Here is a 15,319-nt window from a genome sequence, read left to right as displayed (position 1 = left end):
TTTTCGGACTGATTTTGTTAGCAAAGTTTCTTAGGTTAATTCGTATATAATTACCAAGTCATATACTAATAACATCAGGCTAACAATAATTGAATTTTTATACATCAAGATAATGAAAGACATAATAAATGCACGTTGTGGCTGGGCAGGAACAGATGAGTTATATATAAAATATCACGATGAAGAATGGGGCAGACTCGTCACTGATGACAAAACATTATTTGAGTTTCTTGTTCTTGAAAGTGCCCAAGCCGGATTGGCATGGATTACCATTCTCAGAAAACGAGAAGGATACAAAAAAGCTTTTCATCACTTTGACGTAGAGCAAGTAGCGCACATGAGTTCAGAAGATATCGAACAACTAATGCAATTTGACGGTATTATACGAAACCGCCTAAAAATCAAATCTACAATTATAAATGCAAAACTTTTTCTCGCCATACAGAAAGAGTTCGGGAGTTTTTATAATTACATATTATCATTCTTCCCTGATAAAAAACCGATAGTCAACAAATTCAAGTCATTAAGTGAAATACCCGTATCATCTCCCGAATCCGATGCAATGAGTAAAGATATGAAAAAACGGGGATTCAAATTTTTCGGAACTACTATTTGTTACGCTTATCTACAAGCTACAGGATTCATCAACGATCACCTGACAGGCTGTATTTGTCAAAAAAATAAATAAAGACGACACAAATAAAATTTCAATTCGCATAATATTAAAATTACCGACAAATCATACATGGAACAGCTCATCAACAAAAATTCTCGTATTGAAGTCGTAGATGCTCTACGAGGATTTGCCGTAATGGCAATCATCTTGGTTCATAATCTGGAACATTTCATTTTTCCGGTTTATCCGACCAACTCGCCAAACTGGTTGAATATCTTAGACCAAGGTATATTCAACGGAATTTTTTCTCTTTTTGCGGGAAAAGCTTATGCTATCTTCGCTCTTCTGTTCGGATTTACGTTCTACATACAAACCAACAATCAAAGAAAATGGGGTAAAGATTTCGGCTATCGTTTTCTCTGGCGTTTAATATTGTTGGTCGGTTTCGCAACATTAAATGCAGCCTTTTTCCCGGCAGGAGATGTTTTACTGTTATTCGTAGTGACAGGACCTATATTATTTTTTACACGAAACTGGAGCAATAAAGCTATCATTATAACCGCTGTCATTTTTTTGTTGCAACCCATCGAATGGTATCATTATATCGCCTATATGATAAATCCGACACACCAGTTACCCAACTTTAAAGTAGATGAAATGTATGCAGAAGTGGCCAAATATACAAAAGACGGGAACTTTTGGGAGTTCATCTTAGGAAACGTCACATTAGGACAAAAAGCCAGTTTGTTATGGGCCATAAACGCAGGACGCTTTTTCCAAACAGCAGGATTATTTCTATTAGGTTTCTATATCGGCAAAAAGCAACTTTTCGTTTCTTCTGAGAAAAATCTCCATTTCTGGGTAAAGACACTGATTGTCTCCGCTATTGCATTTGCACCTTTATATACATTGAAAGATCTTATTATGGACAATGCTCCGATCATACGACAAACAGTGGGAACGGCATTTGACATGTGGCAAAAATTAGCCTTTACTCTGGTCTTGATAGCGTCCTTCATACTTCTCTATCAAAACCATAAGTTCCGCAATATGGTAAGCAATTTACGATTTTACGGCAGAATGAGCCTTACTAATTACATAGCCCAATCCATAATAGGAGCAATTATTTATTTCCCATTTGGCTTGTACCTCGCACCATATTGCGGATATACAGTCAGTTTATTAATCGGATTTTTCACGTTCCTACTACAGGTGAAATTATGTAAATGGTGGTTGTCGAAACATAAACAAGGACCATTAGAACTTATTTGGCACAAATGGACTTGGCTTGGCGTAAATAATCGATAACGAATAAACGTCCGATGAAAATAACATCAAGCTATATCTATATTTCCGGCATCGCAAACATTTCGAAGATAGAGATATAAAAAGAATCTCATTCTAAAAAACAATCTTTTTATCCAGTTATCATCATAAAAAGATTGTTTTTATTTTTTAGATAAAAATTTCTTGCTCAACCATTTTCTTACAGGTGCATCATACAATTTCAGACAAAGATATGCGAGCAGAATATTTCCGAAAAAGAGCAATAAAGCCATCGGCCATGCCTGTGCAAATGTTAGATCATTATTCCATATCCATGCATAGAAAAGATACATAAAAGGGTAATGAACAATATATACAGGGTAAGATATATCTCCTAAAAATTTGCATATCCTCAATGTCCATTTGTCTGTCGCTTTACCCGAAGCGCCCCAATAGACCAACAAAGGAAAAAGCAGAATGGCACATACAGAATCATAAATACCATTCATCCAAAGAAGATCTTTATTGCCTACATACGGAACGGAAAGTAATACGGCAATAGCCAAACTACAAATCCAAAAAGCTCCTCTGATTTTAACCGGTTTAAAAATACGCGACATTAACAAACCTGCGGAAAACGAAAACATTAAACGTAAAAAACCTCCGATAAGATTATAATCCATAAGTGTCCAGCCCACTCCCAAATGACCATAACCCGAAAAACTGAATATTGCAAATACAGCTAACCCGATTCCTGCTAATGAAACAAGCAAAGCAAGCGACTTGGTAGATAACCGACGGATAAATAGAGCATACATGATATTTCCTATATACTCAAAAAATAAAGACCAACTCGGGCCATTTAAAGGATACATCTCTCCGTTTCCCCGAACTTCTACCCTTGAACCGGGTATCGCAGGTATAAGAAAAAGATTGAGTAGCATAGCAAGCATTAACGCTGATAAAGAGACTTGCGAGCCATCCCATTTTTCACTGCCTTGTATATAAAATGCACAAGCTCCTAAAATAGCTCCCATGACAACCATCGGATGCAGACGAATCAATCGGCGTTTCACAAAATCCTTCACTGTCATTGTCGTTTTCCAACGATCGTCATAAGCATATCCTATAACGAACCCCGACAGAATAAAAAAGAAATCGACAGCTAAATATCCATGATTAAATTTCTGATCTATGGGACTTGTTGCAAAAGCTTCAAAAACATGATACCACATCACCAAAAGGGCTGCAACTCCCCTTAATCCGTCAAGAAGTTCATAATGAGGTTTTGAATCTGCAAACGCAGAAGAAGATAATGTTTTTTGCATATATACAGAATTTAAGTTTTACTTAAAACTTGTTTAAATTTTCCGATAAAAATTTTATTCATCCGAACTTTTATCTTTTCTCGTCCGGTTTTTCTGTTCCTACACATCACATAGCCCGTAATGCGTTCCTTATCGGAACAAGAAAAAACTCCAAAAACGGTTTTCAAAAAAACGTCAATACAAAATTTAGACAGATTCTTAGCACTGCCGATCAGGATTCAAAATTACGATATTTATATCTCAATCTGATTGTCCTACATCAAATTCGTTCTTTCAAGGTATTATTTTCGGGCTCTAAGTCGACTCAATGTCGGGAGAGTTATACCTAAATAAGAAGCGACATACCCCAGTTGTACCCGCTGGTATATATGAGGAAATTGACGCTTAAATTCTTCATACCTCTCTTTTGCAGACAGCGTAAGACGCTCCTTATGCGAACGATGTAAACGTCGATACTCATTTTGGTGAATAATCCTACCCCAATTAGCCAATTCTATATTGGTTTGGAAAAGATGGAGCAAATCGGATAATGATATTCTATAAGCCACAACATCTTCAAGCGTCTCTACAAACTCTTCACTCACTCGACTATAATAAAGTTCATCCATACTGAACACAATGCTTCCTTCACAAGAAAAAGATGTGGTTACCTCTTCTCCGTTCACCAACCAGAAAGAACGAGTCGCACCCTCTTCAATAAAATAAGCGGACTTGCAGAAGCTATCAGCTTTTATCAGCTGAAATCTTTTAGGGAAACGGCATAATTCTACATGTTTTTTCAATAAATGTATAGTATCGTCAGAAATAGGATACAAAGATCTCATCTGATTTATTACATTTTTCATAAATACTTAATTGCAAGGTAAACAAAGCGATATTATTTAATAGACAAAGATATGAAAAAGTCTGTTAATCACTTCAGAAAAAAGATAACATAAATTTTGTCTGAGAGCTTGTCAAAACTTTGATCGGGTCAGAGTTAAGAGTTTCTTTCGAGGATGTTTTTCTACTTTACGAGGAGGATAGCGGGTTATCTATCTGACGAGCGAAAACAGGGAAAAAGTCCGGAAGAAAATGCAAGAATGACCGGATAATATTTTTTGTCGGGAAATTTAGGCAGGATTGAGAAACAAGTACCCTTTTACGTCATATTTCTACCAATCATCCATCTACAATATATTCCGGATTTCATAAGATTTTTAATTCTTAGATAGCCGTATCGCTGCACCTCATCCATTCCATATCTCAGGCAAAAAATCAAGCCCGTTTTAAATAAAAAAGAGTACCCGAATAAAATTCGGATACTCTTCTTGTTTAATAAGAAAATACTCTTTTTTATTTCGTCAAAGAAGAAATATCGTATTTTGCAAACTCAATGTCTGCAGCAGCAAAAGCTTTCATCTGATTATCCAGGCTGATAGCTTTTTGCAGATTTTCCTTAACCATCTTTTCGTTGTTTGTACGAGCACCTACAACAGCCAACAGGTAAAGAGTCGTAGCATCTTTTCCATTATTGATAGAAGACAGTGTATTTTTAGCTTTGTTATAATCTTTAGTCAAGATCTGTGCAATAGCCGCATTGTTACTCTTCGTATCGCCGAATGCTTTAACAGCTTTCTGATATTCACCTTTCTTCAAGTAAAGAACACCGGTAGCTTCTTTCAATTCATCGATACCTGCAGCGTTACCGAATTCCTGAGCAGCTTTATTATAATCGTTCTTAGTCAAGCTGATCAAACCTAAGTTCATTTGAACTTCCGGAGCTTTAGGATCGATTTTTGCGGCTTTCTTGAACCAATTTTCTGCTTCAGCTACATTTTGTTTCTGATAATAAGCCATACCTACATTGTTATAAGCGCGGTAATCATTCGGGTAAATTTCCGTAGCCTTTTTGTAGATAGCGATTTTATCATCTTTAGAATCGGTCAGTGTTCCGGCATACAATAGTTCATCCAATGTCAAAGATTTAGGATCAGAAACAGCAAGCTTACTGATTTCAGCATCTGATTTACCGATAATATCGATACTTGCAGAGATTCTTGAATAACGCAATTGAGGAAGAATTTCGTCAGCCAATACTTTGAAAGTGCTTGACATATTCTTTATTTCTTTTTCTCGTTGTTCGGGATCTGAATACATAGAAAGAACGCGAAGGATAAGGTCTTTGTCCTGAATATTTGATTTTTCAACCAATTCTTTGAAACCTTCCCAGTCTTGAGCTGTAAATTCAGCAGTCATATCAGTTGTGATATTACCTTTTTTCAACTGTTCGTTCATATATTTCACCGTATTCTTTTCACGGTTTTCGGCCAATTTGGTATTCAATTCAACACCACCATCGGGAGATGCATAAGAAGAAATATTGATTCCTTTAAGTTCTTTATTCGCAGCGCTGGCAGCATTAGCCACTTCGTTGTGGAATTCTTTCATCTGATCAGTAGATAACTGATTTGCACGGATATTAGCCTGTTGAATCAAGAACAAAATGTCTGCTTTACGACTTTCATTGATGATACGTTGGAATTTATCTGCTGCAAGTGCTGGTTTTACAGTAGCGGCATTGCTAATTTCTGCTGTGGCCAATACACCTTCTGCAACTTTTACACGAGGCAAATCATAAGATTTAGAACCTTTTTGAACTTTAAAAGCAAGATACAAATCAGATTTTCTCATTTGCGGGATATAATCAAATGAAGCTTTCATTGTGATATTTCCACCCAACTTATAAGAAATGGTCTGATTATTTCCTTTTACTTTTTCTCCTTGATAAGTATATGAAGCAGCAGCGGTTTCGCCTCCTTCATAAACCAAATAAGGAGTAACGGTAACCGTAACTTTCTTTTTGAAATACTTTTCAGGGAATTTTCCTGTAATCGTTGCGGCAACCTTTCCGCCTACAACTTCAAGTGGAGAGGGAGTTACGGTAAAGTAATCTGCCGATAATCCACCCATTTTTTTACATCCTACAAAGGCCACTAAAACAGCCAATAATAAGGGTAAATAGAGTTTTTTATTCATAACTAATTGTTTAATTGGGTTATACTTCTTCTTAATATTCACAAAAGTAACACTAATTTTTAATTTAACATCCTATTATGCAAAAAAATAGGAACAAACTGTTTCAGACATTATATAAGATGTCAAATTATCGAGACAAATATAGTTAAATTTCTGACAATCGAATACTGAAAATAGTAAAATTTTTAGTATAAAAGTCAGATAATCCGCCCTTAATATTACCTTTTTCTTGTTTTTGTATTTTTTGCGTGAAAAAACTTGTCATTTTAACACAACTTCCCAGAGCCTGTTCAACATTTGTACGGATTATTTTAAGAATTTTTTTTTTGGGGGGGGGAGGGAATATTTTTACAACTCTGAGAATAATTAAAGACGACATTAACTGATAAAAAAAGTTCAGATAGGCTCTTTATCCAGAATTATGTCCGAGACTTCATATTTCTCGGATGATGATTTAAAATTTCACTTTTTATAAATTCCTTATCCAAATGGACATAAATCTCTGTCGTAGTAATACTCTCATGTCCCAACATCTGTTGGATAGCACGCAAATTAGCACCACCTTCGAGAAGGTGAGTAGCAAAAGAATGCCGTAGGGTATGAGGACTGATTTTTTTATGAATGCCGCATATCTCACATTGATTGCGAATAACATAAAAAATCATGACCCTGGATAAACGTCCTCCTCGACGGTTCAAAAAAAGAATATCCTCATCGCCTTTCTTTACATTTAATAACATTCGATCTTTCTTATATTTTTCAATTTCATGCAATGCGATCCTCGAAATAGGAACAAGTCTCTGTTTATCTCCTTTTCCTTCAACAATTATAAACTCTTCCTTTTCATAAATCCGGGACATTTTTAAATTTATCAATTCCGATACTCGCAAACCGCAACCATACAAAACCTCTATAATCGCCTTGTTACGCTGACTTTCAGGCAATGACATATCGAAAGAGTCAACCATGCGATTTACTTCCTCAACACTTAATACTTCCGGAAGATGAAGTCCGATTTTCGGTCCTTCTATCAGTTCAAGAGGATTAATATCGATATAATCTTCCAAACACAAAAATTTATAAAATGATTTTAATCCTGATAATATACGAGCTTGCGATCTGGGATGTATTCCTATATCCTGTAACTCACATATAAATTGTTGAATATCGACTTGTTGAAGAGCATCCCGAGTCAAATTTTCGATACCTATATACAATAATAATTTATACAAATCATTTCGATAACCTTCAATCGTATTTTCCGAAAGCCCTCTCTCAAGCTTTAGGTATCTCAGATATTTCTTTATTAAATCATCCTCGGTAAGTATCATCTTATTTACGAATTAAATATTCGATTTTTTTATTTACTTTTGCAGCATCTTACCGAAGAGTCGAGAACATTAAAATCTTCGGATAAGACAAAGGTATAAAAAAGATTCTTTATGAATATACTTATCATTAACGGTCCCAACCTGAACCTTCTCGGAAAACGGGAAAAAAGCGTTTATGGAGAAAATTCTTTTGAAAGTTATCTGGAATTTCTGAAAAACAAATACTCGGAACACCAATTGATTTATTTTCAATCTAATATAGAAGGTGAATTAATCAATACGTTACACCAATACGGTTTCGGAGATGTCGATGGTATTGTTCTCAATGCCGGAGCTTACACACATACTTCCATCGCAATCTCAGATGCTATACGTGCAATTAATGTTCCTGTAATAGAAGTACACATTTCCAATATACATGCACGAGAAGCTTACCGTCACATCTCTATGATCGCCGCCGCATGCAAAGGCTCAATAGCAGGTTTCGGCATGGATTCGTACAGACTGGCTATCGAAGCATTAATCGACAATAAATAAATACTTTCAGATTGTTATATAAGTTATATAGATCAAATTATGTCAAAACAAACTAAGATTGTTGCTACAGTTTCAGATAAACGTTGCGATGTTGAATTCGTTCGGGATCTTTTTGAAAACGGAATGAACGTCGTTCGTATGAATTCAGCCCATCTGGATGCTGAAGGATTCAATAAAATCATAACAAATGTAAGAGCTGTCTCGAATACGATCGCTATTCTTATGGATACGAAAGGGCCGGAGATGCGGACCACAGCGATTGCCGACGACGGACGCATCAACTTTTCGACCGGAGACTACGTAAAAATGAGTGGAAATCCTGATCAACTGACGACCAAAGAGCATATATGCATCTCTTATCCGAATTTCGTCAAAGATCTTTCGGTCGGCAGTTTAGTTTTGATCGATGATGGAGAAATAGAATTTAAAGTTATAGAAAAACACGACGACTTTTTACTTTGTATTGCAGAAAATGAAGGAGAACTGGGATCAAGAAAAAGCGTTAACGTACCGGGTGTTCGCATCAATCTTCCGGCTCTGACCGAAAAAGACCGTAAAAATATCTTATATGCCATTGAGCACAATATTGATTTTATCGCACATTCTTTTGTACGTAATAAACAAGATGTCCTCGATATACAAGAGATACTCGATGCACATAACAGCAGCATAAAAATCATTGCAAAAATAGAAAATCAGGAAGGCGTTGATAATATCGATGAAATACTCGAAGTCGCTTATGGCGTGATGATCGCTCGCGGAGACTTAGGAATCGAAGTCCCCCAAGAAAAAATACCGGGAATACAACGTATTCTTATCAAGAAATGCGTACAAGCCAAAAAACCCGTTATCGTAGCGACACAAATGTTACACTCGATGATCAAAAATCCTCGTCCTACACGGGCAGAAGTAACAGATATCGCTAACGCCATCTATTACCGTACCGATGCCTTGATGCTTAGCGGAGAAACCGCATACGGTAAATATCCGGTGGAAGCCATCGCTACAATGTCGAAAGTAGCGGAAGAAGCCGAAAAAACGAAACTATCGGATAATGATATTCAGGTATCGACAGAAGAAGATAAGGAGGATATTACCGCATTTCTTGCAAAACAAGCCGTACGCTCGTCGATAAAACTCGGTGTAAAGGCAATCGTTACCGACAGTTATACCGGGCGCACAGCTCGAAATATTGCTGCATACAGAGGAAAATATCCCGTTCTTGCCGTTTGTTACCGAGAATCAACAATGCGTGAATTAGCTCTGTCTTATGGAGTGATTGCCGTATACCAACCTGAAACCAATACCTCCAGAGAATATCTTCACAACGGTCTGAAACTGATGATCGACCGTGGTTGGATAACTCGGGATGACCTGATCGCATATATCGGAGGTGCTTTCGGGGAAGGAGGCGGAAGTACATTCCTTGAGATCGACCCGGTAGGAAAAGTATTGGATTGTTACAGCAGTTACTTACTCCCGAACTTAGAAGATCTGCGATAAGAGCATCGGAAACATGGAAGAGCTGCTGGAAGAATACATTCTAAACCATATTGACGAAGAGGGAGAATTTCTGAAACGCCTGAACAGGGATACGCACGTAAACCTATTACGTCCGCGTATGCTATCGGGACACTTACAGGGGCGTATTCTTAAAATGCTCTGCCGAATGATTCGCCCCGATAAGATTCTCGAATTGGGGACATTCACAGGTTATTCCGCCTTATGTATGGCAGAAGGATTAAATCCCGGCGGTGTACTCCACACAATCGAAATGGACGACGAACTGGAAGATTTCACCCGGCCTTATCTGGAGCAATCGCCTTACAAAGAAAATATCCGCTTTCATATAGGAGACGCAAAAAAGGTCGTACCGACTCTTGATGAAACATTCGATCTGGTATTCATCGACGCTGACAAACGTCACTATTGCGAATATTATGATCTCGTATTCGACAAAGTACGCCCGGGTGGATTCATTTTAGCAGACAATACCTTATGGGACGGTAAAGTAATCGACCCGCAAGCCAGAGACGGACAAACCGTCGGGATTCGGAAATTTAATGATCTGATAGCTTCGGATACCCGTGTGGAAAAAGTAATTATACCACTACGTGACGGGCTAACCTTAATCTGGAAAAAATAAATTTCTCATATCCGGACCACAATTTCGCGAAAAGTTCGTATATTGAACTGTCGTAACATTGCGATCCGGGCTTTTTCAAAATAAAAAATCCCGGATCAAAAATAAAATATTCAAATTATGGAAACTACAAGACAAAGTAAAATAAGCCGTCTGATCCAAAAAGACCTAAGTGACATTTTTCAAAACGAAACCCGAAAAACTCATGGAACTCTCATCTCGGTAAGCGTCGTACGCGTAAGTCCCGATTTAAGTGTCGCTAAAGCATATTTAAGTATTTTCCCCCCAGAGAAATCACAGGAAATTCTCGAATCGATACGAAACAATGCCCGGTCGATACGTTATGAACTCGCTCAACGGGTTCGATTCCAACTACGTAAAACGCCCGAATTAATGTTCTTTTTGGATGACTCTCTCGACTATATCGAAAATATCGACACGTTATTGAATAAATAAACAAAGATGCGATGAGTCTTTCCCTGAAAATAGCGATCCGATATCTTTTTTCAAAGAAATCTCATAGTGCGATCAATATTATATCTATGGTATCTATATGCGGTGTCGCCGTAACTACCATGGCATTGATCTGCACATTGTCGGTCTATAACGGATTTCAGGATCTTATCGCTTCCCTTTATTCCTCACTCGATCCGCAAATAAAAATCACTCCGGCCACAGGAAAGACTCTCTCCCTGCAAGATCCTTCGATAAAGTCTCTTACAGAGTGGCAAGAGATAGATGCAATCGCCCCGGTAATAGAAGAAAACGCACTATTAATATACCGAAACCGCCAAATGCCGGTACTGTTAAAAGGTGTACCGGACAATTATACTCGGGTAAGCAATATAGACAGCATATTATTAGACGGGAATTTTTTTTTAAAAGATTCCATTGCTAATTATGCTACCATAGGAGTCGGAGTGGCAAATCGTCTGGAAGTAGGGGCACATTATGTATATCCTCTTTTTGTTTATACTCCTAAACGCAAAGCAAAAGTAAATTTGGCAAACCCGTCAAATGCATTTAATGAAGACCGGATGTTTGCGACGGCCGTATTCAGCGTAAACCAACCCGAATATGACGACCAAATGGTTATTGTTCCGTTGGACATGGCAACTAAACTTTTCGACTATTCTCATCAAGCCTCCGCATTGGAAATAAAGCTCAAACCCGGAACTAATGAGAAGCGTACTATTTCTTCTTTATCGGAACATCTTGGAGAAGATTATCTTGTCAAAGACCGTATGATGCAGCAAGAGACCTCTTTCAGGATGATGCAAATAGAAAAATGGATGACATTTTTAATACTGGCTTTTATTCTTATGATCGCCACATTCAACGTTATCGGTTCTCTTTCCATGCTGATCATAGACAAGCAGAACGATATCAAGACTTTGCAAAATTTAGGAGCTGACGAAAAACTTATTTCCAGAATATTCTTAACCGAAGGATGGCTTATTTCGGCAATCGGAGCTGGAACAGGACTCATTGCCGGAATATTTTTATGTTGGTTACAACAAGAGTACGGATTACTCCGATTAGGTCAAACATCCGGAGCATTTATCGTAGATGCTTATCCTATACATCTTTTGTGGAGCGATGCATTCGCCGTATTGGCAATTGTCACGTTATTGGGATTTCCTGCAGCTTGGTATCCGGTAAAATATTTGCGTAACAAATGGCTGAGAACAAAATAAAAAATTCTCATAAAATTAAACCGTCTCTAATAACTGATACTTAATATTTTGGATTTGGCAAAAGAAGAAAAGCCGATTTTTTATTTTTTTCTATACATTTGCAACAGAATAATAAAGAAAAATTTTTCGTCATGTGTAAAATAAACTTCAAGAAAGCTCTTCCGTATATCGGTTCTGTTCTGTTTATGATTATTCTTTCCTATATTTATTTTTCTCCGGATATTCTAGAGGGGAAAGTGCTATTTCAAGGAGACACTCAACAGGGAATAGCAATCGGTCAGGAAGGGAAAGCTTTCCGTGAAGCAACCGGAGAAACGACACGTTGGACTAATTCGCTTTTTTCAGGAATGCCTAATTTCCAAATTTCACCCAGCTATGCCAATAATTACTGGATGGGACAAATCGGAAGAATATATCACCTCGGACTACAATCTCCGGCATCACTCGTATTCATTATGATGTTAGGTTTTTTCATCCTATTATCGGCAATGAAAATCCGGTGGTATCTTGCATTGGTGGGAGCAATTGCCTACGCCTTTTCTTCTTATTTCTTTATTATCATAGGCGCTGGACATATCTGGAAATTCATCACCCTGGCATATATACCGCCGACAATCGCCGGTATAATACTGGCCTATCGTGGTAAATACATCGGAGGTGCTGCATTAATCGGATTCTTCGGAATGATGCAGATCACATCAAACCACATTCAAATGAGTTACTATTTCATGTTCTTTATAGCCGCGTTGGTTATTGCCTACTTTTTCGATTTCAAAAAAAGACATGAACTTCCACAATATTTTAAGGCTACCGGAGTAATCATTTGCGCCGGATTACTGGCTATTGGAGCGAATATTCCGAGCCTTTATAATACTTATGAGTATTCTAAAGAAACAATGCGCGGACAAGCGGAACTCACAAACGCTAATGAAAAAATATCGGCTAAAAGCGGATTGGATACCGAATATATAACTCATTGGAGTTACGGAATAGGGGAAACATGGTCATTATTGATTCCGAACGTAAAAGGGGGAGCGACCGGAGCTATCGCAAAAAATACCGAAGCTATGCAAAAAGCAGATCCTTCAGTACGGGAGTATGTAGCTCAAATCGGGAATCATTATTGGGGAGATCAACCCGGAACGGCAGGTCCGGTATATGTCGGAGCATTCGTCATGTTACTCTTCATACTGGGTTGTTTTATCGTTAAAGGTCCTTTGAAATGGGCAATACTGGCAGCAACAATATTAACGGTGCTTTTGTCATGGGGGAAGAACTTCTTACCGCTAACCGAATTTTTTATCGAATACTTCCCGATGTATAACAAATTCAGGACAGTATCAAGTATTCTTGTAGTAGCAGAGTTCTGTATTCCCTTATTAGCGATTTTAGCACTGAAAGAAATAATCGCAAATCCACGTATCCTCATCGAGAAAAAGAGAGAAAGTATCATCTCCTTTGCTCTAACCGGAGGTATATCTCTTTTATTCTTCCTTTTCCCCGGATTGTTCTTTAATTTCCTGAGTGCGGAAGAACAGGTGTTTATGGGCGAACACATGGAATACCGAGAAGTGTTCTACAACCTCGAACTGGTAAGGGAATCTATTTTTACAGATGATGCATTACGCAGTTTCTTGTTCATATTGGCAGGCTCTATCGTTTTGTTCCTATTTGCCAAAGGGAAAATCAACAAAATAACATTGGTCGTATTATGCGGTATTATTATTCTTGCCGACATGTACCCGGTAAACAAACGTTATCTGAACAGTGAGAATTTCGTATCGGCGAGGAAACTGAAAGATCCTTTCCCTATGACAGAAATAGACAAACAGATACTTGCCGATCCTGATCCGAATTATCGAGTATACAATCTTCTGTACGATCCCTTTAATGATGCTATTACCTCTTACAGACATAAATCTATCGGTGGTTACCATGCTGCAAAATTGCGGAGATACGATGATCTGATCAAGTACCAGCTCAGTAAAAACAATCCGCACGTAATAAATATGCTCAATACAAAATATTTTATCCTCCCCGGGGAAAACGGTGCTGCACCTCAAGTAGTACAAAATCCTGAAGCTGCGGGTAATGCATGGTTCGTATCTGAGATTAAATGGGTAGAAAATGCCGAACAGGAAATGAAAGCGTTAGACGATTTTAATGAAAAGAAAACAGTGATCGCCGACCGCCATTTCGCAGACAAAATAAAAACAAATATCTCTGCTCCTGCTGCAGGCGATACGATTTTTCTGACATCTTACAAACCCAATGAATTAAAATATAAATCTCATACATCAAAAAATAATTTCGCAGTATTCTCCGAAATTTATTTTCCTTGGGGATGGCATATTTCCATAGACGGAGAACCGGTCGAAATGGCACGAGTAAATTATGTATTACGGGGATTGGATATTCCATCGGGAGATCATGAAATCATTTTCCGTTTCGATCCTCAATCAATACACATCACAGTAGGAATTGCATTCGTATGCATCGGACTGATTCTTATTTTAGGGATTATTGCTATTTATACCAATTGCAGAACTAAGAAAGTGCAGAAATAATGGTTGATCCGTATTTAGTAAAAGTCATCATACCAATCTATACGACGGAATTATCCGATACCGAATGGATATCTTTAGATCGATGTTTCGATATATTAAAACGTTACAGTATATGTTTCGTTATTCCGGACGGTCTGGACATGACTGTAATAGAGAATCGATATGGCAAAAGACAAACATACTCTTTTGACAAATCATATTTTAATGGACTAAGGGGGTATAATCGATTAATGCTTTCTTCTGAATTTTACAAAACATTTTCAGATACCAAATATATACTTATACATCAGACCGACGTATTCGTATTCAGAGACGAACTCGAGCAATGGTGCAGCCATAATTTCGATTATATAGGTGCTCCATGGATTCCTAAACGTAAATATACACAATGGTATTATCATTTGTTTCTTAAACTGAAAAAAGGCTATAACAAACTTTTCAATGCATCGGACTATACAGAACTTTTTTATAAAGTCGGCAACGGAGGTTTTTCTTTACGTAAAGTATCTGCCTTCTTTGAAATAGCCCAAAATGAACGGCCGATAATAGAAAAATACATATCCCAATGTAACCATAACCGATTTAATGAAGATGTATTCTGGGGAGTAGAAGTAAATAGAAAAGAACATCGGTTCAGGATTCCTTCATGGAGAGAAGCCATCGCTTTTGCATTCGATAAACTACCGGAAGAAGCATTCCAGATACACGGACACCAACTTCCTTTCGGATGTCATGGGTGGAACAAACCGGCAATGCTTCCCTTTTGGAGTCCGATCATCGAAAAATTAATACACTCCCGGAAATAAAAAATATTTA

Annotated in this window: 13 protein-coding genes; 9 read left to right on the top strand and 4 right to left on the bottom strand. The window is 37.6% G+C overall.

Annotated features, from left to right (window positions below; genetic code table 11):
• Positions 1 to 112: 112 nt before the first annotated feature.
• Entirely contained in the window at positions 113 to 688 is a 576-nt protein-coding gene (locus Q0093_RS05565; protein WP_294177909.1) for a DNA-3-methyladenine glycosylase I, read from the top strand.
• A gap of 57 nt (positions 689 to 745) precedes the next feature.
• Positions 746 to 1,924: a DUF418 domain-containing protein gene (locus tag Q0093_RS05560; RefSeq protein WP_297928866.1), complete on the top strand. Its 1,179-nt coding sequence runs from the start codon at positions 746 to 748 to the stop codon at positions 1,922 to 1,924.
• Positions 1,925 to 2,064: 140 nt separating this feature from the next.
• Here the strand turns inward: Q0093_RS05560 and Q0093_RS05555 are convergent, their stop codons facing one another.
• The 4 genes from Q0093_RS05555 to xerA form a co-directional block, all read right to left on the bottom strand.
• Positions 2,065 to 3,210: an acyltransferase gene (locus Q0093_RS05555; RefSeq protein WP_294177913.1), complete on the bottom strand. Its 1,146-nt coding sequence runs from the start codon at positions 3,208 to 3,210 to the stop codon at positions 2,065 to 2,067.
• 281 nt (positions 3,211 to 3,491) lie between these two features.
• The gene (locus Q0093_RS05550) at positions 3,492 to 4,055 is read right to left on the bottom strand and encodes a Crp/Fnr family transcriptional regulator (protein WP_297928864.1); all 564 of its coding nucleotides are present in this window, start codon (positions 4,053 to 4,055) and stop codon (positions 3,492 to 3,494) included.
• A gap of 490 nt (positions 4,056 to 4,545) precedes the next feature.
• The gene (locus Q0093_RS05545; RefSeq protein WP_294177916.1) at positions 4,546 to 6,228 is read right to left on the bottom strand and encodes a tetratricopeptide repeat protein; all 1,683 of its coding nucleotides are present in this window, start codon (positions 6,226 to 6,228) and stop codon (positions 4,546 to 4,548) included.
• A 419-nt stretch (positions 6,229 to 6,647) separates the two neighbouring features.
• Complete coding sequence (gene xerA, locus Q0093_RS05540) at positions 6,648 to 7,559, bottom strand: site-specific tyrosine recombinase/integron integrase (protein ID WP_294177918.1); 912 nt, start codon at positions 7,557 to 7,559, stop codon at positions 6,648 to 6,650.
• Positions 7,560 to 7,670: 111 nt separating this feature from the next.
• On the opposite strand from xerA, the gene aroQ reads away from it, so the two are divergent.
• The 7 genes from aroQ to Q0093_RS05505 all read left to right on the top strand — a co-directional run bounded on the left by aroQ (position 7,671) and on the right by Q0093_RS05505 (position 15,309).
• Positions 7,671 to 8,096 carry a type II 3-dehydroquinate dehydratase gene (gene aroQ, locus Q0093_RS05535; RefSeq protein ID WP_297303615.1) on the top strand — a complete coding sequence of 142 codons (426 nt, stop codon included), beginning with the start codon at positions 7,671 to 7,673 and terminating at the stop codon, positions 8,094 to 8,096.
• 36 nt (positions 8,097 to 8,132) lie between these two features.
• Entirely contained in the window at positions 8,133 to 9,599 is a 1,467-nt protein-coding gene (gene pyk / locus Q0093_RS05530; protein WP_294178353.1) for a pyruvate kinase, read from the top strand.
• A gap of 13 nt (positions 9,600 to 9,612) precedes the next feature.
• Positions 9,613 to 10,242 (top strand): O-methyltransferase, encoded by a 630-nt coding sequence (locus Q0093_RS05525; protein WP_294177921.1) that lies wholly within the window; start codon positions 9,613 to 9,615, stop codon positions 10,240 to 10,242.
• A 117-nt stretch (positions 10,243 to 10,359) separates the two neighbouring features.
• Positions 10,360 to 10,695, top strand: coding sequence for a 30S ribosome-binding factor RbfA (rbfA, locus tag Q0093_RS05520; protein ID WP_297928861.1), 336 nt, complete (start codon positions 10,360 to 10,362; stop codon positions 10,693 to 10,695).
• 11 nt (positions 10,696 to 10,706) lie between these two features.
• Positions 10,707 to 11,936 carry an FtsX-like permease family protein gene (locus Q0093_RS05515; RefSeq protein ID WP_297928859.1) on the top strand — a complete coding sequence of 410 codons (1,230 nt, stop codon included), beginning with the start codon at positions 10,707 to 10,709 and terminating at the stop codon, positions 11,934 to 11,936.
• Between the two features lie 131 nt (positions 11,937 to 12,067).
• Positions 12,068 to 14,503 (top strand): YfhO family protein, encoded by a 2,436-nt coding sequence (locus Q0093_RS05510; RefSeq protein WP_297928857.1) that lies wholly within the window; start codon positions 12,068 to 12,070, stop codon positions 14,501 to 14,503.
• The gene (locus Q0093_RS05505) at positions 14,503 to 15,309 is read left to right on the top strand and encodes a DUF5672 family protein (RefSeq protein ID WP_297928855.1); all 807 of its coding nucleotides are present in this window, start codon (positions 14,503 to 14,505) and stop codon (positions 15,307 to 15,309) included. Before Q0093_RS05510 ends, Q0093_RS05505 begins: the two co-directional genes overlap by 1 nt.
• Positions 15,310 to 15,319: the final 10 nt, after the last annotated feature.

The organism is uncultured Coprobacter sp. (assembly GCF_947855755.1).
Classification (GTDB): domain Bacteria; phylum Bacteroidota; class Bacteroidia; order Bacteroidales; family Coprobacteraceae; genus Coprobacter.
The sequence above is the reverse complement of the archived record's forward strand: the minus strand, read 5'-3'. Positions and strand labels throughout refer to the sequence as shown.

Coding starts and splice junctions, on each gene's coding strand:
- Q0093_RS05565 (WP_294177909.1), top strand. CDS start 113: ATGAAAGACATAATAAATGCACGTTGTGGCTGGGCAGGAACAGATGAG.
- Q0093_RS05560 (WP_297928866.1), top strand. CDS start 746: ATGGAACAGCTCATCAACAAAAATTCTCGTATTGAAGTCGTAGATGCT.
- Q0093_RS05555 (WP_294177913.1), bottom strand. CDS start 3,210: ATGCAAAAAACATTATCTTCTTCTGCGTTTGCAGATTCAAAACCTCAT.
- Q0093_RS05550 (WP_297928864.1), bottom strand. CDS start 4,055: ATGAAAAATGTAATAAATCAGATGAGATCTTTGTATCCTATTTCTGAC.
- Q0093_RS05545 (WP_294177916.1), bottom strand. CDS start 6,228: ATGAATAAAAAACTCTATTTACCCTTATTATTGGCTGTTTTAGTGGCC.
- xerA (WP_294177918.1), bottom strand. CDS start 7,559: ATGATACTTACCGAGGATGATTTAATAAAGAAATATCTGAGATACCTA.
- aroQ (WP_297303615.1), top strand. CDS start 7,671: ATGAATATACTTATCATTAACGGTCCCAACCTGAACCTTCTCGGAAAA.
- Q0093_RS05525 (WP_294177921.1), top strand. CDS start 9,613: ATGGAAGAGCTGCTGGAAGAATACATTCTAAACCATATTGACGAAGAG.
- rbfA (WP_297928861.1), top strand. CDS start 10,360: ATGGAAACTACAAGACAAAGTAAAATAAGCCGTCTGATCCAAAAAGAC.
- Q0093_RS05515 (WP_297928859.1), top strand. CDS start 10,707: ATGAGTCTTTCCCTGAAAATAGCGATCCGATATCTTTTTTCAAAGAAA.
- Q0093_RS05510 (WP_297928857.1), top strand. CDS start 12,068: ATGTGTAAAATAAACTTCAAGAAAGCTCTTCCGTATATCGGTTCTGTT.
- Q0093_RS05505 (WP_297928855.1), top strand. CDS start 14,503: ATGGTTGATCCGTATTTAGTAAAAGTCATCATACCAATCTATACGACG.